The sequence below is a fragment of the Metabacillus sp. RB-C-LZQ-3-1 genome, assembly GCF_058315175.1.
In genome coordinates this window covers 288945-311948 of record NZ_JBZFLI010000006.1, presented here as the reverse complement: position 1 = coordinate 311948, position 23004 = coordinate 288945, and the positions used below count along the sequence as shown (strand labels likewise).

19 protein-coding genes are annotated in these 23004 nt (G+C 35.3%); 10 read left to right on the top strand and 9 right to left on the bottom strand.

Annotated elements, in window-relative coordinates; translation table 11 throughout:
- Position 1: 1 nt before the first annotated feature.
- Positions 2-1117, bottom strand: a complete 1116-nt coding sequence (pdhA, locus tag AC4GZ8_RS12595) for a pyruvate dehydrogenase (acetyl-transferring) E1 component subunit alpha (RefSeq protein ID WP_491082191.1) — start codon at positions 1115-1117, stop codon at positions 2-4.
- Positions 1118-1641: 524 nt separating this feature from the next.
- On the bottom strand, positions 1642-2301 hold the full coding sequence (locus AC4GZ8_RS12590) for a YkyA family protein (protein ID WP_491082190.1): 660 nt from the start codon (positions 2299-2301) through the stop codon (positions 1642-1644).
- Positions 2302-2784: 483 nt separating this feature from the next.
- Between AC4GZ8_RS12590 and def the strand changes: the two genes are divergently transcribed.
- A complete protein-coding gene (gene def / locus AC4GZ8_RS12585; RefSeq protein WP_491082189.1) occupies positions 2785-3339 on the top strand; it encodes a peptide deformylase in 555 nt (184 codons plus the stop codon).
- A 62-nt stretch (positions 3340-3401) separates the two neighbouring features.
- Here the strand turns inward: def and AC4GZ8_RS12580 are convergent, their stop codons facing one another.
- Positions 3402-4298: a DMT family transporter gene (locus AC4GZ8_RS12580; protein WP_491082188.1), complete on the bottom strand. Its 897-nt coding sequence runs from the start codon at positions 4296-4298 to the stop codon at positions 3402-3404.
- A gap of 432 nt (positions 4299-4730) precedes the next feature.
- Here AC4GZ8_RS12580 and AC4GZ8_RS12575 point away from each other — a divergent pair, with 432 nt between their 5' ends.
- Together AC4GZ8_RS12575 and rnjA are read left to right on the top strand one after the other, a co-directional pair.
- Positions 4731-4940 carry a DNA-dependent RNA polymerase subunit epsilon gene (locus AC4GZ8_RS12575; protein WP_491082187.1) on the top strand — a complete coding sequence of 70 codons (210 nt, stop codon included), beginning with the start codon at positions 4731-4733 and terminating at the stop codon, positions 4938-4940.
- Between the two features lie 5 nt (positions 4941-4945).
- A complete protein-coding gene (gene rnjA / locus AC4GZ8_RS12570) occupies positions 4946-6613 on the top strand; it encodes a ribonuclease J1 (RefSeq protein ID WP_491082186.1) in 1668 nt (555 codons plus the stop codon).
- Between the two features lie 84 nt (positions 6614-6697).
- Here rnjA and AC4GZ8_RS12565 read toward each other — a convergent pair whose 3' ends face one another.
- The gene (locus tag AC4GZ8_RS12565; protein ID WP_491082185.1) at positions 6698-7357 is read right to left on the bottom strand and encodes a potassium channel family protein; all 660 of its coding nucleotides are present in this window, start codon (positions 7355-7357) and stop codon (positions 6698-6700) included.
- A gap of 313 nt (positions 7358-7670) precedes the next feature.
- Between AC4GZ8_RS12565 and AC4GZ8_RS12560 the strand changes: the two genes are divergently transcribed.
- Positions 7671-8729 carry an AbrB family transcriptional regulator gene (locus AC4GZ8_RS12560; protein ID WP_491082184.1) on the top strand — a complete coding sequence of 353 codons (1059 nt, stop codon included), beginning with the start codon at positions 7671-7673 and terminating at the stop codon, positions 8727-8729.
- Between the two features lie 343 nt (positions 8730-9072).
- Here the strand turns inward: AC4GZ8_RS12560 and recQ are convergent, their stop codons facing one another.
- Entirely contained in the window at positions 9073-11208 is a 2136-nt protein-coding gene (recQ, locus tag AC4GZ8_RS12555; protein WP_491082183.1) for a DNA helicase RecQ, read from the bottom strand.
- A gap of 281 nt (positions 11209-11489) precedes the next feature.
- A complete protein-coding gene (locus tag AC4GZ8_RS12550; RefSeq protein WP_491082237.1) occupies positions 11490-13817 on the bottom strand; it encodes an immune inhibitor A domain-containing protein in 2328 nt (775 codons plus the stop codon).
- 590 nt (positions 13818-14407) lie between these two features.
- Here AC4GZ8_RS12550 and mreBH point away from each other — a divergent pair.
- The 3 genes from mreBH (at position 14408) to AC4GZ8_RS12535 (ending at position 16102) form a co-directional block, all read left to right on the top strand.
- On the top strand, positions 14408-15415 hold the full coding sequence (gene mreBH, locus AC4GZ8_RS12545; protein ID WP_491082182.1) for a rod-share determining protein MreBH: 1008 nt from the start codon (positions 14408-14410) through the stop codon (positions 15413-15415).
- 260 nt (positions 15416-15675) lie between these two features.
- Positions 15676-15810, top strand: coding sequence for a protein YkpC (locus tag AC4GZ8_RS12540; protein ID WP_491082181.1), 135 nt, complete (start codon positions 15676-15678; stop codon positions 15808-15810).
- 19 nt (positions 15811-15829) lie between these two features.
- Positions 15830-16102, top strand: a complete 273-nt coding sequence (locus tag AC4GZ8_RS12535; protein WP_491082180.1) for a hypothetical protein — start codon at positions 15830-15832, stop codon at positions 16100-16102.
- 132 nt (positions 16103-16234) lie between these two features.
- On the opposite strand, the gene AC4GZ8_RS12530 is transcribed toward AC4GZ8_RS12535, so the two are convergent.
- The gene (locus AC4GZ8_RS12530; RefSeq protein WP_491082179.1) at positions 16235-17401 is read right to left on the bottom strand and encodes an acyl-CoA dehydrogenase family protein; all 1167 of its coding nucleotides are present in this window, start codon (positions 17399-17401) and stop codon (positions 16235-16237) included.
- A gap of 157 nt (positions 17402-17558) precedes the next feature.
- Between AC4GZ8_RS12530 and AC4GZ8_RS12525 the strand changes: the two genes are divergently transcribed.
- Entirely contained in the window at positions 17559-18791 is a 1233-nt protein-coding gene (locus tag AC4GZ8_RS12525) for an aminopeptidase (protein ID WP_491082178.1), read from the top strand.
- 86 nt (positions 18792-18877) lie between these two features.
- The gene (locus AC4GZ8_RS12520) at positions 18878-19798 is read left to right on the top strand and encodes a CobW family GTP-binding protein (RefSeq protein WP_491082177.1); all 921 of its coding nucleotides are present in this window, start codon (positions 18878-18880) and stop codon (positions 19796-19798) included.
- 63 nt (positions 19799-19861) lie between these two features.
- Here AC4GZ8_RS12520 and AC4GZ8_RS12515 read toward each other — a convergent pair whose 3' ends face one another.
- The gene (locus AC4GZ8_RS12515; RefSeq protein ID WP_491082176.1) at positions 19862-21481 is read right to left on the bottom strand and encodes an ABC-F family ATP-binding cassette domain-containing protein; all 1620 of its coding nucleotides are present in this window, start codon (positions 21479-21481) and stop codon (positions 19862-19864) included.
- 290 nt (positions 21482-21771) lie between these two features.
- Positions 21772-22251: a spore coat protein gene (locus AC4GZ8_RS12510; protein WP_491082236.1), complete on the bottom strand. Its 480-nt coding sequence runs from the start codon at positions 22249-22251 to the stop codon at positions 21772-21774.
- Positions 22252-22548: 297 nt separating this feature from the next.
- Here AC4GZ8_RS12510 and AC4GZ8_RS12505 point away from each other — a divergent pair, with 297 nt between their 5' ends.
- Complete coding sequence (locus tag AC4GZ8_RS12505; protein ID WP_491082175.1) at positions 22549-22749, top strand: cold-shock protein; 201 nt, start codon at positions 22549-22551, stop codon at positions 22747-22749.
- The last annotated feature ends 255 nt before the right edge of the window (positions 22750-23004 follow it).

Genomic DNA, 23004 nt, shown 5'->3' with positions numbered 1-23004 from the left:
ATTATTTCGACTCCTTTGCTTTGTAAATTTCATATTGCTCTTTTAAGTTATAAGGCATTTCTTCGTACATGATTTCCATCAAGTCCGTTACCTTCTGTTTTGGATATTTATCCGCTTTTTGAATCGCTTCTTTAATATCTTCTTTCGCTTGTTCAATTACCTTGTTTTCTTCTTCTTCATTCCAGATCCCTTTATCCTCCAGGAACTTACGGAAACGTACTAATGGATCTTTTGCTTCCCACTCATTTTCTGTTTCTTTTGTACGGTAACGTGTTGGATCATCACCTGCCATAGTGTGTGGTCCATAACGGAATGTTAATGTTTCAATTAAAGTTGGCCCTTCACCATTGATTGCACGCTCACGAGCATCGCGTACAGCAGCAAATACTGCCAATGGATCCATTCCGTCTACTTGAACACCTACGATTCCGGCAGCAACCGCTTTTTGAGCAATAGTTTGTGCTGCAGATTGTTTTTCAACTGGAGTTGAAATTGCATAACGGTTATTTTGTACAACGAAAATAGCAGGAGCTTTATATGCACCAGCGAAGTTAATTCCTTCGTAGAAGTCACCCTGTGAAGCACCGCCGTCACCTGTATAAGTGATCGCAACAGCTTGTTTCCCTTTCTTTTTAAGACCTAGAGCAACACCAGCTGTTTGGATGTACTGTGCACCAATAATGATCTGTGGAGATAATGCGTTAACTCCTTCAGGCATTTGGTTACCATGGAAATGTCCACGAGAGAATAAGAACGCTTGATATAATGGAAGACCATGCCAGATGATTTGTGGAACATCACGGTAACCTGGTAAAATCCAGTCTTCTTTTTCTAATGCAAACTGTGATGCAATTTGTGAAGCTTCTTGTCCAGCTGTAGGAGCATAGAAACCTAAACGACCTTGACGGTTCAAAGAGATAGAACGTTGGTCTAGAATTCGTGTATAAACCATGCGACGCATTAACTCTTTTAATTGTTCGTCACTAATTTCAGGCATTGCCGCTTCGTTAACGACTTTACCTTCTTCATTTAAAATTTGGAATGTTTCAAACTGCTTCGAAATAGCTTCAAACTGTTTCTTACTGTCAACAACAGCGCTTTTTGTTTTTGCAGCCATCTTATAACCTCTTCCTTTCCGTTTTAAGAGTTGTTCAATATTGATTAACATGACATAATTTCAACATTGAACTTCATTTAGTTTAGTAAGAGAATTCCAATATTCACAGCAATAGGTTACCCTAAAATCATTTGGATGACACAATTTTTTTGAATTCAACTCTTCTTACCTTTTAAACCACTCACGAGATGCCTAAACCGTTCTCTATGTATGGTGCATGAACTTTAAAAAGTCCATTCTGTATTAGTTTAAATTTTAAATAAACTAATACACGTTAACAATTCATTTACAAGTTTACACTAATGATTTCATCTGCGTCAATTAGTTTGTATAAGGATTTTTTAAAGAAACCTCTTTTTAAAAATGTAAATCAAAATACTGATTTCCAATCTGTATTATTACAAAAAGAAAATCTGTAATAGTGTAGTTGATACAGTTTTCTTTTTTACGCCGGAAATGAACTGCCACTTATAAATTTAAACAAAAAAAGAGGATAACTCTTTGATTGAGTCATCCTCTTTTTTTTATTCACTACTAACCTCAACATTTAACTCCGCTTGTTGATAAAACGAAATTTTTTGGTCATTATACTGTTCTGTTAACTTATTAAATTCTTCATTTTGCTTCATGACAGATTTATAAGCTGTATTGATTTCGGAAATTTGAGTGTCTAGCTCGTCAATCGTTAAATCTTCTTTTTGAAGCATTGTATATAATTCCTTATCAAGTGAGAGAGAAGTTTTATAATTCTCATAAAGCTTTTCATAGGAGCTGTATCGCTCTTCCATTGTTGTTTGTAACTGTTTGGCAGATTCAAGTAATTTTTCATCTTTTATTTTTTCAATTTCTTCATTTATATCTTGGAACTTTTTCTTTGACGACATAATGCTATCATACTCAGATTGAATTTTTTTTTCTCGTTCTTCAACAACGGTTATCGCTTCTTTTGACAAAGAAACAACCTGATCAAATTCGGTCATCCCTAGATCCATAATTTTGTTATAAAGCTCAGACTCTTTCTTTTCAAGCTCAAGAAGTGGTTGCTGTTGTTTTTGAAATGTTTCCTCTATTGAAGCGACCTCCTCCAATGTTTGATAAATATTTTCTTCTGGTGAGGGACCAAAACAACCTGATAATAAAATAGTACTTATAAATAGCGTCAAAATCGTTTGTTTTTTAATCATTTTAAGCCAATTCCCCCTAATCATTCAGACATTTTCTACTATAATCTGTTCCATTTATTTTCACAATGCTTTTTTAATATTTAATGGAATAAAATGGAGATAAACAAACCGTAACATATTATATGAATGCTTGTCTTTTCTTTAGACCAATTATTTTTCAAAAACGTGCCTGGCCGGGTAATCTCTTATTTTTCTTACCCAACATCTGTTTACTTTTTTATTTCTGAGAAAGAAAAGAACTTGATATAAGCAACTGTTATAATGTTTATCCTGTGAAATATCGTTTGAGCATGTTATTTAGGCTCATAATCTTCATAAACGTAAAGAACCTCATTTCATTGGTTTTTCACGTTTCCCTTTTCGTTTTCTATCCCTTCATTTATAATCAATATATATATTTTAGTAAGGGGCATTTTTACATAAAAATACGTATAAGTACTATAAAACAATAAATTGTCGCCGTGTTAAAAGGAGTGTTACATCATGATTACAATGGAAGATATTATTAGAGAAGGACATCCAACGTTAAGAGAAGTAGCGAAGGAAGTTACCTTACCTGCGTCTGATGAGGATAAACAAACGCTAACAAATATGCTTGAATATGTGAAAAATAGTCAAGACCCTGAAATTGCAGAAAAATATGGCCTACGTCCAGGAATTGGTCTGGCAGCTCCGCAAATAAACGTGTCAAAACGTATGATTGCCATTCATACGTTGGACGAAAAGGGAAATCAGCACAGTTATGCACTTTTCAACCCGAAAATTGTTAGTCACTCTGTTGAGAAAAGTTTCTTAACCTCTGGTGAAGGCTGTTTATCAGTTGATCGTGCCGTTCCTGGGGTCGTTCCTCGATATGCTCGTATTCGTGTAAAAGCTACAACCCTTGAAGGTGAACAAATAGATATACGTTTAAGAGGGATGCTTGCTATCGTCTTTCAACATGAAATAGATCATTTAAATGGAGTCATGTTTTATGATCATATTAATCAGGAAAATCCATTCCAAGAACCTGAAAATGCAATTCCAATTGAGCGTTAAGAAAAAGAAAAAGCAAGGGCTTAGCCCTTGCTTCTCTTCATTCACACATCCACTTAAAAATCTTATATCTCTCCACTTACCTTTCTGCGCCTAGCTGAGCTCAAATAAACACCACCAAAAATAAACATTAATCCTATCATCATATTTACCGTTATTTGTTCACCTAGGAGTAAACTGCCCCAGATCATTGCCGTTATTGGAACAATATAGGTTACAAGGGATGCGAATTCAGCACTCCCCTCTTTCACCATATAATAATAAAAAAGATATGCAATACCAGTTCCAAATACACCGAGACCCACTAAGGATAAAAAGATATCGAACGAAGCAAGACTTGATACACGGATTGGCTCGTTAGTAATCAGCATTAGGATAAAACTAATGAGTGTTGACATAGCTAAAGTAGAAACAGAAACAACAGTAATTGGTATATTCTGCAAAAACTTTCTAGCAAGTTGGGCACCTAGTCCATAACAAAAAGTTGCTAATAACATTGTACCTGCACCAATAAAGCTTGCTTCTATTAAACCTTTTACATTTACGTTTAATAAAACTATGATTCCTAAAAAGCCAATTGCAATACCAACCCATTGCCTTTTATTAACCCCCACTAAGAAGAAAACAGACCCAATAATCATTGTCCAAATTGGCGTTGTTGCATTAATAACAGAAGCTAAACTACTGGAAATGTTCAATTCACTCATTGCAATAAAACCAAATGGAAGTGCATTATTAAATAGTCCTACAAAAAATAAAGCAAACCACGGTAATTGTTTTAGATTTTTCACATCATGTTTTTGAAAAATAAATAAAATAAAGGCAAGCGTCAGTGTTCCAAACAAACAGCGCCAAAATACAACTCCCCAAGGCCCAAGGTCCACCACTAACAATTTAATAAATAAAAAAGACATTCCCCAAATCATACTTAGAATAAGTAAAGAACCATATAACCTTTTCATTCCATATCCTCCCAGCATTAACCAAACCTGATACTAAGCTAAGGCAAAAAGAAGAAACTGTCAATTATTTCACAATAATTCCCACTAATCATGGTGTAAAAGAAATGAACCTTCTCCATATACTATAAGTGTATTAAATATTGGACGGCCCCTCATTAAATCTTAAAAAAAGGAGGTTATCGCTATGCTGAAAAAATTAAAAAAATCACTCCGTGAACAATGGAACCAGTTACTTAAAAGAAAACTAATCGCTTAAAAACACTGATTTAAATGGATTTAAACCCTAAAAGTTTGTCAAAAATAAACGATTAACTATTAGTTATAAAAAAAGAACTGTCCACACTTTTCTTGATATACTTGGCTTGGATAAGAATATCGAATATAATAGAAAAAGTTAGTCTAACATTCGGTAGTTAAGGAGAGATTTGGTAAATGATTTTTAAAGTGTACTATCAAGAGAAAATTTCTGAGGTGCCTGTTCGAGAAAGAACAAACACTCTATATATTGAAGCAACATCTGAAGAGGATGTTCGATCTAAATTAAAAGAGCGTGGTTATAACATCGAATTTATCACTCCAGTTGATGGGGCATATTTAGAATATGAAAAGCAAAGTGAAAACTATAAAGTATTGGAGATCTGATTGTTATGAAATTTGTGAAAAATGACCAAGTTGCAATCTTTGCACTAGGTGGACTTGGTGAAATCGGTAAAAACACGTACGGTGTTCAATTTCAAGATGAAATCATCCTTATCGACGCCGGAATAAAGTTCCCTGAGGATGAGCTTCTTGGAATTGATTATGTTATTCCTGATTATTCGTATTTAGTAAAAAATGAAGACAAAATTAAGGGATTATTTATTACGCACGGACATGAGGATCATATTGGAGGTATTCCATATTTACTACGTCAAGTTAATATCCCGATTTACGGTGGGAAATTAGCTCTAGGGTTACTTCGAAACAAATTAGAAGAGCACGGACTTTTACGTCAATCAAAATTAATTGAAATTCAAGAAGAAGACATTATTAAGTTCAGAAAAACATCTGTTACGTTTTTTAGAACCACACATAGTATCCCTGATTCTTATGGAATTGTTGTCAAAACACCTCCTGGAAACATCGTACATACGGGTGACTTTAAATTTGATTTTACACCTGTTGGTGAGCCAGCCAACTTAACAAAAATGGCAGAAATTGGTCGTGATGGTGTACTATGCCTTTTATCCGATAGTACAAATAGTGAGATTCCTACCTTTACTATGTCAGAGAGACGTGTTGGTGAAAGCATTCATGAAATCTTCCGCAAAGTGGATGGTCGTATCATTTTCGCTACATTTGCATCAAATATACATCGACTTCAACAGGTAGTCGAAGCTGCTGTTTCACACGGCCGAAAAATTGCGGTATTTGGCAGAAGCATGGAAGCAGCGATCCAAATTGGACAAGATCTGGGGTATATCAGCTGTCCAAAGGATACATTTGTTGATGCTCATGAGATTAACCGCATGCCTGCGCACCGCGTGACAATTCTATGTACAGGTAGCCAAGGTGAACCAATGGCAGCTTTATCTCGTATTGCGAATGGAACTCATAGACAAATTCAAATTATACCTGGAGATAATGTTGTCTTCTCTTCTTCTCCAATCCCGGGAAATACGCTAAGTGTCAGCAAAACAATTAATCAACTTTTTAGAGCAGGCGCTGAAGTCATCCATGGACCACTTAATGATATTCATACATCAGGACATGGTGGACAAGAGGAACAAAAGCTCATGATCCGTTTAATGAAACCAAAATACTTCATGCCAATTCACGGTGAATACCGAATGCAAAAAATGCATGCAAAACATGCTGTTGATTGTGGTGTTGAAAAAGAAAATTGCTTCATTATGGATAATGGTGAAGTCTTAGCGATCGGCGAGAGAGAAGTTGGAGTTGCAGGTAAAATCCCTTCAGGAAACGTATATATTGACGGAAGCGGTATTGGAGATATCGGGAATATCGTCCTTCGTGACCGACGGATCCTTTCAGAAGAAGGTCTTGTCATCGTTGTTGTGAGTATTAATATGAAAGATTTCAAAATCGCTGCTGGCCCAGACATAATCTCAAGAGGATTTGTGTATATGCGTGAATCAGGAGATTTAATTAATGATGCTCAAACTCTAATTACAAAACACTTAAATAAAATCATGGAACGCCGTACAAGTCAATGGTCTGAAATCAAAAATGAAATCACTGATACTCTGTCACCATTCTTATACGAAAAAACGAAACGTCGTCCTATGATTCTTCCTATAATAATGGAAGTTTAATCATATCCTTACATAAGAAGCCTTCACATCCTGTGAAGGCTTTCTTAATCCTTTTCTGTAAACTGTCTACTTAAAGTTTCCCTCTTATCCAAGTAATCGCTTTTCAAATCGATTTATATCGGTATCTGCTCCAATAACGATGAGAATATCATTTTTTCTGATGATCTCATTTGCTTGTGGTGAAACTATAATATCTTTATCCCTTTTCATCGCCACGATATTAATCCCATACTTAGCACGAATATCTAAGTCAATAATGGAATGACCATCAAGTCTTTCATTTGCGACAATTTCAACAATACTGTGTTCATCAGAAAGCTCCAAATAGTCTAATACATTGTTTGATATAATGTTATGGGCGATTCGTTTCCCCATATCTCTTTCAGGATGAACAATTCGATCAGCACCTATTTTCGATAGAACTTTTTCATGGTAATCATTTTGAGCTTTTACTGTAATATGCTTTACACCTAGTTCTTTTAAAATTAATGTCGTCAAAATGCTCGCTTGAATATTATCACCGATCGCAACAATGACATGATCAAAGTTACGTATACCAAGACTCTTTAGCACTGATTCATCCGTTGTGTCTCCTACAACAGCATGTGAAGCAATATTAGCAAATTGATTAACCTTATCTTCATCCGTATCAATCGCCATGACTTCCATACCTTCCTCACTTAATGCGCGGCAAATACTTCCTCCAAAGCGTCCGAGTCCAATAACTGCAAATTCTTTTCCCATAAATATTCCTCCACCTAGTCACAGTTAGAAATGCTTGGCTTGTCGCCAGGTACTAATGGCAAAAACCTTCGTTTTTCTTTTCCAATCTTCCAATTTTTTTTGTAAAAGTATTAATAATTTTTTCTGATAAATACCATGTAATTCCTACTCTCAAAATGGTACCATAAAACCCCACTCTTTTACAGAAGAACTCTGTAATGACAGATTCAGGAATTATGATAAAATAAAAAGAATAATATAATGGTATCTATAAACAGTTTACCTAGTTAAGTTTATTTAATTATTTTTTCGTAAATATTGGAGGAAAAGACTATTGAATAAAATAAATAACATTGTTTTCCCATACTTAATTGGGTTTTTAGGTGGTTATATCTTCTACATTTTCCATATTCCACTTGCTTGGATATTAGGCCCAATGACCTTCTTAATTATATGGCGCTCAATCTTCACAAGCAATTGCCAATTCTCACAACCTACCTTTCTTAAAAACGGATCTTTTATTATTCTAGGAATATCGTTCGGGCTTTCCTTTACGAAAGAAACATTCCTTTTAGTAGGACCGTATATTCTACCCTTTTTAGGAATCACTATTTTGTTAATTATCATAAGTGTTATAAATGGTGTCTTGATTAGTAAGATTGTCAATGTCGACCGAAACACAAGTATTTTCGCATCAATACCTGGTGGTCTAACTGAAATGGTTGCAGCTAGTGAATCGGTTCAAGCTAATTCTTCTCTAGTTACCATTTTTCAAACCGTAAGACTCTTAACTGTTGTTTTTTTGGTCCCTTTCACGATCCAGCATTTGTTTGAACCACATCATATTGTTCAAACAACGGTTAGCTTAAATGATCATCCAAGCATTTTTTCATTTGGATGGTACATAATCGCAGGCTTTATTGGATGGATTTTGAGAAAAGTATTACCTGCTTCCTTTGTCATTGGACCACTTCTTACAACAGCCTTTTTAAATATTATAGGCATATCTTTACCTTCAATTCATGAGTTATTTTTCATTTTTGCTCAAGTATCAATTGGTGTTGGATTTGGTTTAATGATTACATTTCGTGATCTGAAAAACGGTGGAAAATATTGTGGTCTTTATTTCACAACAACTCTTTTATTAATTTGTGCTAGCTTTGGTTTTGGTTATTTATTTTCACTATTTACTGATTTAGATTTAGGAACTGCGATGCTTTCATTCGCTCCAGGCGGTCTGGTTGAAATGGTGTTAACAGCATCTACTATTGGTGCAGATCCCGCAATTGTTAGCTCCCTGCAATTTATTCGATTATTATTTATCATTAGCTTTGTTCCAAGTATATTAAAATTCAGTATGAATAAAGTACAAAACAACCACCTTAGTGCATAAGAAAAGCTCAAGCGCCTTGGTCAGCCTCGGACAAAAAAGCCGCAAATGAAATGAAGACGTTCCTTGTCTTCATTTCATTTGCGGCTTATGCCCCCATGGGGCTAGGCGCTGGAGCTGGACACCTACACTAAGTACAAAACTTATAAATTCTGATATTAAAAAGAAAACTCACCGATTGGCAAGCCTGAAAAGGTAAAGACAGAGGCCAAGTTGCCCTTATACTTCATACTTAAAATTGGCCACTACTCGAATAATCTTCCACGTTGACAATTTATAATTTCTTACGTCAAAAAAATGCACACATCTAATCATTTCAATCTTAAATAGATGTGTGCATTTCTTTTTAATTATTGATTTCTTCCATTCGTTGTTTACAAATAGCTGCTTTAATTTGAAAATAGTTGATATTATCTGGCAAATTGTCCTTAAGCGGCTTTAATAGTTCTGCTCCAATTTCTTGAATTTTCTCTTTAATTAGGACCTCTTGCTCATCTGTTAGAATACGCGACCAATCAACTAATTGTCCCTCTTCGATAGCACGAATAATATGATTTTGAACAGTGATTTCAGTTAAACCCCGTTGTTCGCTAATCTGTTTAATAGTGGAGTCATCATTAAACAGTTGAAATGTTAAAAGATGACTTGGCGTTTTATCATTGTTAATTGTTAATTTTCCCCCTATAACTTGATGGCCAGGTTCAGTTCTTTCCACTTTAGCATATTCACAGATTGCATTAATAAACTGCTCACCATAGCGTTCTAATTTTGTTTGAGCAACACCTTTAACCTCTAAAAATTCCTGTTCATTTGTCGGGCATTTACTACTCATATCTCTTAAACTACTATCTGAAAAAATAATATACGGCGGTACACCTAATTCTGATGCTAACTCTCTTCTTATCTCCTTTAATTTTTCAAATAAATCATCATTCGCTTGAATAGCCTGTACTGTTATTTGCTCTTTTTTGAATACTTGTTTTTTGTCAACTATTACTGATAAAGCTTTTTTAGTAAGTAATAATACAGGGTATTGAGCATTTGTTAATGATAAATATCCCTCTGCAATTAAAAAGTCAATAAAATCAACTATTTGTTTTTCTGTTTTATCTTTCATTAGACCATATGTTGACAATTTATGAAATTGAAATTGGGTAATTCGCTTATTATTCGACCCCTTTAATACTTGTGCAACTAATGTTTTTCCAAATTTCTCATTCATTCGTTTTACACAAGAAAAAACCATAAGGGCATCTCGAGTTACATCAATCTTACTTCGTGTATCGCGACAATTCATACATTTTCCACAATTTTTTACAGGGCTTTTTTCTCCAAAATATTCAACAATATAGGATTGAATACATTTTTCTGTATGACATAAGTCCACCATTTGTTGAAGCTTTTGATATTCATGTATCTTCTTAACATCATTTAAATTGGATTGCTCAATTAAAAATTTCTGAAGCTGAATATCTTGTCCAGCAAATAATATAAAGCATTCACTAGGTTCCCCATCTCTTCCAGCACGTCCTGCCTCTTGATAATACGCTTCAATATTTTTAGGTAGATTATGGTGGATCACATAACGGACATTTGATTTATTGATCCCCATACCAAAGGCATTTGTTGCGATCATGACCTGAAATTCATCAAATAGAAATAGATCCTGCTGCTTTGCTCTATCCTTTTCAGACATCCCCGCATGATATTTCCCGCAATTCATCCCACTTTTCTTAAGAAATTGTGATAATTCATCAACTTCCTTACGTGTTGCTGCATATATGATGCCTTGTTCGCTTGGATTTGCTTTTAGATATTTTAAAATAAAATCACGTTTATTTTCCCCTTTTATCACATTAAAGGTTAAATTTTCTCTAGTAAAACCAGTTACAAATGTATGGTCATGATTTAGATCCAACAATTGACAAATATCTGCTGTTACTTCCTTTGTTGCAGTAGCTGTTAAAGCGATAACCAACGGCTTTTCAGGAAGCGAAGCAATCATATTTTTAATAGATCTATAGCTAGGGCGAAAATCATGTCCCCATTGTGAAATACAATGTGCCTCATCAATTGCTACAATAGAAATCGGAATAGAAACAAGTAGTTCTCGAAATGCTGCTGCCTCTAGCCTTTCCGGGGCAATATATACAATTTTATATGCTCCATCCCTTATTTCGTTCATTCTTTCATTCAGCTCATGAGCAGATAAACTACTATTTATAAAAGCAGACGAAATACCTATACTTAAAAGTGCATCTACTTGGTCTTTCATTAGTGAAATTAACGGTGAAATGACAATCGTGACCCCGTCCATTAATAAGGCAGGGATTTGATAACATACTGATTTCCCCCCGCCTGTTGGCATAATGGCTAAAGTATCATTTCCTGATAATAGATTCTGTATGATCTCCTCTTGTCCCTTACGAAACGATGTATAACCAAAATATTCTTTTAAAAGTTCCTCTGCTTTTTGAAACATCTTATCACCCTTGTATCTATTGGTTCTACTTGCTAAATATAAATATAAGTATAACACGATATTCATTTACTGTATTTTTATGTAATCCTTCTTTTTTACCATAAAACTGTTTTTATATGGTTCAAAATGGTCATATGATAACCTTACCATTAAGTTTTACTTATAAAAATGTATTTTAATCCTAATTAGAAAAGTTTGGATTTTCCCTATGTGTTAATGGCAAAAAAAGCTAACTCATTTCCTCTCTTTAAAGGAGAGGATGAGTTAGCTTTGCTTTTATCTTATTTGTGAATCCAAACAGCACCTGCCGAGTTATCTTTCGCTTCTCCAATTACCTCAAACTTTAAGCCATGATTAGGAACAATACGACCAGCATCTGGAATCGCAGAGTCGATGTAACTATTTGAATCATCAAATTTTGTCACACCGTTGAAACCAACAAACTCATAAGCTCCACGTGTTGGAGAGTCTACAATGAAACTTGGTGTTTTATCTAATGAGAACGCTGCATCGGCAATTTGATATCTAGTACTTTGTGCAATCGTCTTATCACCATTTAAAGTACCAAATACTGCCTCAGGATGTGAATCTACGACACCTAGGAAGCCTTGTCCTGGATGTACTCCGACCCAGTTATCTGTATAACTCTCATCAGCATACCAAACAACTAAACCAGTGTTATAAACTGCCCCGCGTGAGTAAGCTAAGGCTTTATCAGAGCCAGCGTAATTTCTCCACTCTAGATAATAATGATTGTTTGCTTTTGAATAACCATTTGACACAATAAATCCATCTAATGCAACTTGTGCTTCCCCTTCAGCTCCATCAGAAAAGATTTCCTTGCCATCTGCTGTTACAGAAATATTATCAAGTGCAAATCCTTCTGGCGCTAAGCCTCCGTCTGTTACATATTCAAATACAAGCTTTACTTTTTTACCGGCAAATTGACTTAAGTCATATGTTTTTTCAACCCATTCACCGTTTGTTGTTTCCATTCCACCTTGAGTATTTTCATCTCCGATAAGATCAAGCTCAACTGTTTGTCCATCGCTTGTTACTGCATTTACATAAACGTAGTCGTAATCATATTCTACTTCAAACCATTGCAATGCCTTGAATTCTGCAGTTGTTGCATTTGTTAAATCGAATTCAGGTGTTTCCAGAGCTGTATGAAGGTCATCACCTTTTGTGCTGTAGTAATAGTTTTCCCCACCAGCTTCTGAAGGCATAAAGCCTTTTACATCTTTTTGAGGTAAATTCACTTTTACAATTCCAGGATTATTAGATTTAGTTACACTCTGGTCAATATATGCCGCAACACCATTTTTCGTAATATCCTCATAGTCTACCTCTACCATGTTAGCCCAGTTTCCACCCATGACGTTTTGGAAAAATTCCTTATTTTGCGGTGAAAAACTTGTAGGAGCTGTTCCAGCAATATTACCATTCCAGCTTCCACCACTCATAATAGACCAAGATGCAACAGGTTCACCATGACCTGTATATTGTGTATCATATTCATCAGGTAGTCCTAAATCATGACCAAATTCATGAGCAAATACACCGACAGCACCATCTTCCGGTTGAATTGTGTAATCATATGCCCCCATTTGGCCACCCCAGTAATTAACTTCTGCTTGAGAACCTGGTACCGCATACACTCCATTTAAAGCCCAACGGTGTGACCAAATAGCATCATCTCCAAGCTGACCACCACCAGCTTCTTGACCTGTACCAGCATGAATAATCATCAAGTGATCAACAAGTCCATCTGGTTCATTTTGATTCCCGTCACCGTCTAAATCATATAAATCAAACTCATCAAACTCAGCTAAATCAATTCCAGATGTAACCGCAGCATCAAGTGCTCTTTTTACTAAATCACGTGGTCCTAGTGGATTCAGGTTGTCATGACCGCCCTCTGGATTATCATCACCATAATCAGCTGCATTACCTGGAACCGTTAACCATTCAGAAACAGTTCCATCAACAGTGTAACTGCCGCCTGATTGTTCTTCATAATACTGTTTAAACGTTTTCACTTTATCCCCATTAAATAAAGTGAATTCTTCATCTCCAAACATTAATTTTTCATAATGCTCACGGTTAAAGTCATCTGCATACATATATCCTTCTTCTTGCACGACATTATTATGTTTAAAATCCTCGAACTCAGTCAACAAAACCAGTACTTTATCAGTACGTACTTCTCCATTGTATGGAGCCTGTTTTGCAGAATTCACTTTCACTTCACCATTTGGATTACCCTTTTTAAAATTTTCATGCCCTTTGCTAAGTTGTTTCGTCAGCTTGTCCTTTTGTTTTGTAAGGAAATCCTTTGTTTTTTTGTCCATCAGTACTTCGTCGCTAGACTTATGTGAAACCTTACCAGGCTTTTCGCCTTGTTTCTTTTCGACATATTCCTTTACGGCATTTTTCACTTGTTCGTTACTAGCATTCTTCGAAATTATTCCTTGTTCTTTTAATGAGTTAGCTAATCTTTCTTCAGGAATAATATTCCAATCGATAGGCGCAGATTCTTGAATAGTGCTAGCTGCTTGAACGTTTGAACTGCCAGGTAAATATGTACTAAATAAAAGTCCCCCCATAACGATAGAGCTAGCAGTAATTTTTAAAGTCTTTTTCCACCGCTTGTTTCTCGCTTGAATTCCTCTTTTCAACTTTCTCAATTTAATCCCCCTTCATTTTAGTAGAAATCTCCCAGAGCATATACTCACTAAATGGTTTCTACTAAAATATTAATTATTACAATATCATTATAATCTTTATATGAATATAATAAATAGTTCGAAAATTCTATTTTCTGAAAATTTAAACAGGTTCTTTCTTCCTATATCTTCCTGATTCGTAGGTCATTATATCGAGAGATAACGCAAGTCAAATAAACCTTTAATATTCAATAACTTCGATAGTTTTTCTTACAAAAAATATATCTTAATCCAGCATCCAGCTTAAGTCATAGTAATAAGTTCATTTTGTCACTATTACTTTAAAATACTTTAGCTTTAAAGCTTTTAATTATTAAAGAATATTATTTCAACAAAAATACCACATTATAAATATTACATTTATGACAAAGCGATGACGTTCTCTTTTCATCTGACCAAAAGCCCCCAAAAAACTGCAAAGTTCTACAAAATCTATAAATAAGTATTGATGAAAAGAGGTTTAATATATTATGTTTTCAACAACTGAAATTGGAATAGATTTAGGAACTGCAAATATACTCGTTTATACAAAAAGCAAAGGAATTGTTCTAAATGAACCTTCTGTAGTAGCAATTGATACTGTTTCCAAGAAGGTATTAGCTGTTGGTTCTGAAGCAAAAAGCATGATTGGAAAAACACCGGGCCAAATTGTTGCCGTTAGACCCCTAAAAGATGGGGTTATTGCTGATTATGATGTTACAACCGATATGTTAAGACAAATCATGAGAATTGCATCAAAGAAACTAGGAATGTCCGTGAGAAAGCCGACTGTTGTCGTGTGTACACCTTCTGGAGCAACATCTGTGGAAAGAAGAGCGATACAGGATGCAATACGTAGCTCAGGAGCTAAACAAGTTTATTTAATTGAAGAACCTGTAGCTGCTGCCATCGGAGCTGATTTGCCTGTAGATGAACCTATAGCAAACGTCATTGTCGATATTGGCGGAGGGACAACTGAAGTTGCCATTATATCGTTTGGCGGTGTTGTTACATGTCACTCCATTCGTATTGGAGGTGACCAATTAGACGAGGATATCATTCAATACGTACGTAAACATTACAACCTATTAATTGGTGAGAGAACAGCCGAACAAATGAAAATGGAAATTGGTTATGCATTAATTGAGCATGAAAAAGAAACCATGGATATCAGAGGCAGAGATTTAGTAACAGGATTACCAAAAACCATCACCGTTTCATCAACTGAAATGCAGGAAGCGATGAAAGAGTCACTCTTACACATTTTAGAAGCCATTCGAGCAACCCTTGAGGATTGTCCGCCTGAATTAAGTGGTGATATCGTAGATCGTGGAGTTATTTTAACTGGCGGTGGAGCACTAATGAAAGGCATTCAGGAATGGGTAAGTGGAGAAATGATCGTCCCAGTTCATATCGCTCCTAATCCATTAGAGTCTGTTGCAATCGGTACAGGCAAATCTCTCTCTGTTATTAATAAATTATTAAAAGCCGCAAAATAAATTATTTTAACATTTATGAAAGGATTAAGCACTCTACATCTTAAGGAACCAAGTATGTAGCGGGTTTGATCCTTTTTTACTCTCTATTCCTTTCGCCTCTTTTTCTACCTTTTACACAAACTTTACAAAATAAGTTGCATCAATTCTCTTATTCTTGAATACATTATATCTGGCTTACTAGTGAAGTAAGGAAAATCCTTTTTTGAAACAATGGCTGAATTTTTTTCGTTTAATTAATACAAACCAAAGGAGGCACATGAGTGAAAGATCTAAGTAGACGTATTATCATCAGTTTAACATTAGCAGTCATTATTATGGGAGGAATGAGCGTTTCAATTGCAAATATGCCAGGTAAACCATCTGATGATGAAATTGTTCAAGTTGTTAGTGAATAAGACAAAAGCGAGGTTTTATATGACGATGTTTTTTTACAACAAATCCACTATTCAACATATGATACCGTTTTGCTTTCCAATTACAGCTCTATTTCTTCTCTTTAGCGGGTGGGGAGGTTCCTATACAATTCCTGTCTTTGTCATTCTCTTATTACTGGGTTTTACCTATTCATTTATGTCAATGATGACCAAAAAGGCATTGATTGGATCTATTATTAACCTTTACGTAATCGGCATTTTAATGTTTGGGAGTGCAGTGATGTATATGATCACAATTGCATCAGGTGTATAAGCGTACATAAGCTATATACATATTAGAAAACCTAAGGCTTGTCGCCAATACTAATGGCGTAAGCCTTAGGTTTTCTTTTTCTCAAAAATAAGCATTTATGTGACAACCCGTCTATTTTAATGCTTTATTTCTTTACTCTCTAAACGCTCTGTCGCCTAAAATCTTATATGTGATATCATCAGAAGGGGGATTATGCAACCCTGCTCTAACATCGCGATAATACCTTTGAAGTGGGTTTGAATAGTACAAGCTTTGTCCCCCTACAATTCTCATAGCCAAATCCACTACTTCTACTGCTGTATTTGTAACGATCGTCTTGGCAATGGCCAAATCGTAAGCTAGCTTCCCTCTCTCATCTTCAGTCATACTATCCCATTTTTCAGCGGTTGAATATAATAATGTTCTTGCAGTTGTTAACTTAATATCCATTTCCGCTACCTTTCTTCTTACCTCTGGCACATCTTTGATTGGGTGAGGCAAGCTTGTTGGTTGATAGGTTTTCCCAAAGCTAACAGCTTCATTTCTTGCAGCAACTGCAATTCCAATGTAACATGCAGGAATATGCAGGAGCCATCCTTGAGCTGACGGTCGATCCTTCTTCTCTTTCCTTTCCACTAATGCATTCTCTGGAAGATAAACATCCTTTAAGATAAGATCATCACTTCTTGTTCCGCGCATTCCAACAGTATCCCAAGTTTCCTCAATCGTTACACCTTCTGTTTTCCTCGGAATTAGAAAGTCACCAATTTCTCCTGTTTCTTCAATTGTTGCGGGAACGATAAAGTAATCCAAAGCAGGAGCCAATGAAGTAAAAATTTTCTTTCCATTAATGACCCAATTACCATCTTTTTTAACCGCAAGAGTTTCTGGCTTCCCGCCTCTAGCAGGACTTCCAGAATTAGGTTCGGTTGCGGCACTATTTATTAAAGTTTTATTTAAAATTACGTCCTGACAAACACGTTTATAAGTTTCGTGATCCCATTTTTTTGTTACATGCAAGTGCATCATTAAACCTAAATGCCAACCTAATGACAAGGCAGTAGCAGCATCGCCTTGAGCAATTTTTTCCTGAACTAATAGAAAATCATAAAGACGGGCCCCATGTCCTCCATATTCCTTTGGTATGGTAAGGTGAAGGTAGCCTTCATCTTTTAATACATCAAAATTTTCAAATGGAAATGCTCCATTTCGATCATAATAATCTGCCCGTTTTGCGAATACTTTGGATAGCATATCTGTTTTTGCTAGCCATTTCTCTTGATTCGATGTTTTAATAAATTGTTCATCCAAATAGTTCACGTTATCACCTCAATACTTCTTATTGTATTCATTTTCCATTCCAACTGAAAGTAATTTGGCTTATGTGTTGGCTTTTTGATTTCTTCTAGTGAATAGTTTTGTTACAATTACCCTAAAGCAGTTTATACATATTTCCTGATACGAAGGAGTGTTTACTTTGACTAATTTTCAAAAAAACCTAGAAAAATATGCTGACCTGGCTGTTCGTGTAGGAGTTAATCTCCAACCAAATCAAAACTTAACAATAAACGCATCAATAGAGGTCGTTGATTTCGTTCGATTAGTTGTAAAAAAAGCATATGAAGCGGGTGCTCGAAATGTATATGTTGAGTGGAGCGATGATGTAATCACTAGAACTCGCTTTGAACTAGCTTCTGAAGAAGCTTTAAGAGATTATCCTGAATGGAAAGCTAAAGGATTAGAAACATTAGCAGAAAACGATGGTGCATTTATGTCCATTATATCTTCCGATCCTGACCTTTTAAGTGGTATTGATCCTAAGAGAATCGCTGCTTCAACCAAAGCCGCTGGAATGGCACTTTCAAAGTACCGAAATTACCTTCAAGCTGATAAAGCAAGCTGGTCTGTAATTGCAGCTGCCTCAAAGAAATGGGCAGAAAAAGTATTCCCAAATGAAAATGAGGACCAACAAGTTAAAAAGCTTTGGGAAGCGATATTCAAGACAACACGTGTGGATCAAGAGGATCCTGTTGCAGCTTGGAAGCAGCACAATGACAACTTACATACAAAAGTAGAGTACTTAAACAGCAAAAAATATAAAAAGCTTCACTATACTGCTGAGGGAACAGATTTGACGATTGAACTTCACGATACTCACACATGGGTTGGGGCTGGAAGCGAAAATGAAAAAGGAAATTTCTTTATGGCTAATATGCCAACAGAAGAAGTATTTACTGTTCCACTAAGAAATGGTGTAAATGGGGTTGTTCAAAGTACGAAACCTCTTAGCTATAGCGGGAATTTAATTGATAACTTCTCCTTAACGTTTGAAAATGGAAGAATCGTTTCTGTAAAAGCGGAAAAAGGTGAAGAAGTGTTAAAACAGCTTGTGGAAACAGACGAAGGATCACACTATTTAGGAGAAATTGCATTAGTTGCACACGATTCTCCAATCTCTCAGTCTGGCATCCTTTTTTATAACACGCTATTTGATGAAAATGCATCAAATCATTTAGCGATCGGAAATGGGTATGCATTTTGTGTAGAAGGCGGAAAAAAAATGTCTCGTGAAGAATTAGAAAAAGTAGGCGTAAATTCAAGTATTACACATGTCGATTTTATGATCGGTTCAGCAGATATGAACATTGATGGTATTATGGAAGATGGGACATCAGAAGCCATTTTCAGAAATGGAACGTGGGCTTTTTAACTTTTTAAATGGGGCTGACAGTTGTCAGCCCTTTTCAAAAGAATAAGAATATGACAAAGGTTTTTACATGGATAAGGAGATTTTTTATGAAGCAAGTTGAAGTATATATATTATCTGGTTTTTTAGGAGCAGGAAAAACTACGCTTCTTCAAAACATACTTTCAGAGGAACAAAAGAGTGACCGCAAAATAGCTGTTGTTATGAATGAGCTTGGTGAAGTCTCAATAGATTCTGATGTGATTCCCGAAGAGACTCCTCTTAAAGAATTACTAAATGGCTGTGTATGCTGTACAATTCAAGGACAACTTGAAGTACAATTAGAAAATATGCTCCGTGAATATGACCTTGATGCGCTCTATATCGAAACAACAGGGGTTGCACATCCAATTGAGGTTCTCGATGCCTGCTTGTCCCCGCTTTTCGCTGACCGCCTTGATGTAAGAGCCATTTTAACGATTGTTGATGCGAAAAGATGGCAAAGCCGAGATAGTCTCAGCATTCAATTACGTAAGTTACTTATGGAACAAGTTGAACATGCCGATGTTGTACTTATTAACAAAGTCGATTCTTTATCTGAAAATGAAAAAGCTGCGATCATCTCTGAAATTCAATCATTAAATAAAAATGGAAAACTGTTTATGACTGAGTTTGCCAAAATTCCTCTTTCATCAATTCAAACGAGTAAAATCAGCAAAAAGCATCAGCATGAACAAGCACATGTACATAACCACCTTCATTTACGGAGCTATGTTCATTCTTTTACAAAACCAGTTGATTTAGGAAAATTCGAACAGTTTTTAAGAGAAATGCCAAATACCATATTCCGTATTAAAGGGTATATTCGTTTTAGTCATTCAGAAGATTCATTTCTTTTCCAATATTCCTATGGCATGCCCTTATATATGAAGGAGCCTATGAAGAGAAAACAAACCCTTGTCTTTATAGGAGAAAATTTGGATCATATCACATTACAAAATCAATTAACGGATATAGAAATAAAAGCTTAATAAACGGCAAAAGCCCAGCAACTATTATAGATGCTGGGCTTGATCTTGATTATAATAACTTATTTATACATAAAGCTCTTTTACTTGCTTTTGAACTTGTTCATCTTCAAGAAATTCATCGTATGTCATTTGTTTGTCCACAATACCATTAGGTGTGATTTCAATAATACGATTTGCAATTGTTTGAACAAATTGATGGTCATGAGATGTAAAGATCATTGCGCCTTTATAAGCAGTTAAGCCATTGTTTAAAGCTGTAATAGATTCAAGATCTAAGTGGTTTGTTGGTTCATCTAATAAAAGAATATTTGCCCCGCTTAACATCGCCTTGGAGAGCATACAACGAACTTTCTCTCCTCCAGATAATACGCTTGGTTTTTTTAATACTTCTTCACCTGAGAATAGCATTCGACCTAAGAAACCACGTAAAAAGCTCTCACTTTGATCATTTGGAGAATATTGACGCAACCAATCAACTAAAGTTGGCTCATCACCTTTGAAATACTCTCCATTGTCTTTTGGAAAATAAGCCTGTGACGTCGTTACACCCCATTTAAATGTCCCGCTATCTGGCTCCATTTCCCCTGCTAAAATTTTAAATAAAGTAGTAATCGCAATCTCATCACGACCAACTAACGCAATTTTATCTTCCTTGTTCATAATAAAGCTAATATTATCTAATACTTTTACTCCATCAATTGTTTTAGATAATCCTTCTACACGTAACACATCGTTTCCGATTTCACGTTCTGGTGTGAAGTTTACATATGGATAACGACGAGAAGAAGGTTGAATATCATCTAAAGTGATTTTATCTAATAATTTTTTTCGTGATGTTGCTTGCTTTGATTTAGATGCATTCGCACTGAATCTAGCAATGAAGTTTTGAAGCTCTTTAATTTTCTCTTCTTTTTTCTTATTAGCTTCCTGACCTAATTTTAATGCTAATTGACTTGACTCATACCAGAAATCATAGTTACCAACATAAATTTTGATCTTAGAGAAGTCAAGGTCGGCAATATGGGTACATACTTTATTTAAGAAGTGACGGTCATGCGATACAACAATAACAGTATTTTCAAAGTTAATTAGAAACTCCTCTAACCATTGAATTGCATGGATATCAAGGTGGTTAGTCGGCTCATCAAGTAGAAGAACATCAGGCTGTCCAAATAGTGCTTGTGCTAATAAAACCTTGACCTTATCTCCACCAGTTAATTCTGCCATTTTTTTCGTATGAAGTTCTTCACTAATTCCAAGACCCTTTAAAAGAATCGCTGCTTCACTTTCAGCTTCCCAACCGTTCAGCTCTGCAAATTCTCCTTCTAGTTCAGCTGCCTTCATACCGTCTTCATCTGTAAAATCTGCTTTCATATAGATCGCATCTTTTTCTTGCATAACCTCGTAAAGACGTTTGTGACCCATAATGACTGTTTTGAGAACTTCAAACTCTTCATATTCAAAATGGTTTTGTTTTAAAACAGCCAAACGTTCACCTGGTGCCATACTGACATCACCGGTTTGGGCCTCAATTTCTCCTGATAATATCTTTAAGAACGTAGATTTTCCGGCACCATTTGCTCCAATTAAACCATAGCAATTACCTGGAGTAAATTTAATATTTACATCTTCAAAAAGCTTTCGATCACCAAATCGTAAGCTAACATTTGTTACTTGAATCATAGAACTCCTCCAATAATAAAGGGTTGTAACCCTATTTCTTTAAAATAATAAAGGGTTGTAACCCTATTTCTTTAAAAGTTAGTATTTTTCTCTACTATATACACTTTTATGAACATGCCTATTATAATGGATAATCCTAGTGATCGCAATGGATACAAAGAAACCGTCCAAACTGAATCTTCATTGTAACAGTACGGTGATCGTCTGTTTAATACGATTGATTAGGTAACTCTAATGAACGTATGATATGTAATAAAGGCATCCATTTGCTTCATGGATGCCCTTTCCTTTTACATGGATAACGCTTTTTGTGCAAGGTTAATATCATTATTTAAAAGCTTTTGTAAATTATAAGATGGATAATAACCTCTTTCTAACATATAATTATAAATTCTCGCATGACTATTAACAGCTAATTGTAATTGCTTAGCTAAAACGTTTCTTAATTCAGGTGTAGCAGTTTCAGTTATGGCTACAGCGTAATTTCTAACAGCTGTTTTAGTGAAGGCAAGTAAATCACCCGCATAAAAAGCCTTATCCAGATCTCTAACTTCATCTCCATCGCGTGGAGCTAGAGGATAAAATTGTAATAACTCCTTTATATTCCTTTCAAGTTCACCTATCGATTGCGAATAGATAGACCTTAATGTTGGACACTTTATTTTTCCAATACCTTTTTTTAGTTTTATTAAACCAATGGAAGAAAATGCTACTAGCTCATGCAGCTCTAATGTTTCATGCCAAGCAAGTTGCCTCGGCTGGCGCTCCATCTCATATGGATATTGTTGATAATACACTATGACTCCCCCCAAATATGTTAATCTTTATACTAATATTCAATAATATAGAAATGGACTATTGTCCTTTCTGAAATGGGCAAAATAAGAAATTTCGTTTTTCCCTCAATCCTCATTTGCTTTTTTCACCATTATCTGTTATTCTATTAAAGAATTATTTTTGTTCGGTCTGTAAGGAAAGAATAAGTGGTTTAAACTTTTCGCCTTTGATATCTAATTGAGCAAGGATAGTAATAAATTGTGGTAATTCCACACGGGAGGCAACAAATTATGCAACAAGGTACAGTAAAATGGTTTAACGCAGAAAAAGGTTTCGGATTCATCGAAGTTGAAGGTGGAGACGACGTATTCGTACATTTCTCAGCTATCCAAGGCGAAGGATTTAAATCTTTAGATGAAGGTCAAAAAGTTTCTTTTGAAACTGAGCAAGGTCAACGCGGTCTTCAAGCAGTTAATGTTGTTAAATTATAATTAACTCTTTTTAATAAAGAAGGTCTCTAATTTAGAGGCCTTCTTTTTTTATAAACAGCGGGTATAAAAAAGCCACTCATAAATGAGTGGTCGAAGTGTTGCTACAAGTATTAAATGGTTACCTCAAGCATACCACATAATCAAGAATATACCTAATTCTTCCCCAATTTATTGTTCTTTTGCTTTATCCCTCTATTTCATGTATAGTTCACTGAAAATTTGTAAACGATTTTATGTATGGAATGGAGGTATTTT

Coding starts and splice junctions, on each gene's coding strand:
- recQ (WP_491082183.1), bottom strand. CDS start 11,208: ATGTTTCAAAAAGCAGAGGAACTTTTAAAAGAATATTTTGGTTATACA.
- AC4GZ8_RS12505 (WP_491082175.1), top strand. CDS start 22,549: ATGCAACAAGGTACAGTAAAATGGTTTAACGCAGAAAAAGGTTTCGGA.
- AC4GZ8_RS12510 (WP_491082236.1), bottom strand. CDS start 22,251: ATGGAGCGCCAGCCGAGGCAACTTGCTTGGCATGAAACATTAGAGCTG.
- pdhA (WP_491082191.1), bottom strand. CDS start 1,117: ATGGCTGCAAAAACAAAAAGCGCTGTTGTTGACAGTAAGAAACAGTTT.
- AC4GZ8_RS12590 (WP_491082190.1), bottom strand. CDS start 2,301: ATGATTAAAAAACAAACGATTTTGACGCTATTTATAAGTACTATTTTA.
- AC4GZ8_RS12565 (WP_491082185.1), bottom strand. CDS start 7,357: ATGGGAAAAGAATTTGCAGTTATTGGACTCGGACGCTTTGGAGGAAGT.
- AC4GZ8_RS12515 (WP_491082176.1), bottom strand. CDS start 21,481: ATGATTCAAGTAACAAATGTTAGCTTACGATTTGGTGATCGAAAGCTT.
- AC4GZ8_RS12550 (WP_491082237.1), bottom strand. CDS start 13,817: ATGGGGGGACTTTTATTTAGTACATATTTACCTGGCAGTTCAAACGTT.
- rnjA (WP_491082186.1), top strand. CDS start 4,946: ATGAAATTTGTGAAAAATGACCAAGTTGCAATCTTTGCACTAGGTGGA.
- AC4GZ8_RS12575 (WP_491082187.1), top strand. CDS start 4,731: ATGATTTTTAAAGTGTACTATCAAGAGAAAATTTCTGAGGTGCCTGTT.
- AC4GZ8_RS12580 (WP_491082188.1), bottom strand. CDS start 4,298: ATGAAAAGGTTATATGGTTCTTTACTTATTCTAAGTATGATTTGGGGA.
- AC4GZ8_RS12535 (WP_491082180.1), top strand. CDS start 15,830: ATGACGATGTTTTTTTACAACAAATCCACTATTCAACATATGATACCG.
- AC4GZ8_RS12520 (WP_491082177.1), top strand. CDS start 18,878: ATGAAGCAAGTTGAAGTATATATATTATCTGGTTTTTTAGGAGCAGGA.
- mreBH (WP_491082182.1), top strand. CDS start 14,408: ATGTTTTCAACAACTGAAATTGGAATAGATTTAGGAACTGCAAATATA.
- def (WP_491082189.1), top strand. CDS start 2,785: ATGATTACAATGGAAGATATTATTAGAGAAGGACATCCAACGTTAAGA.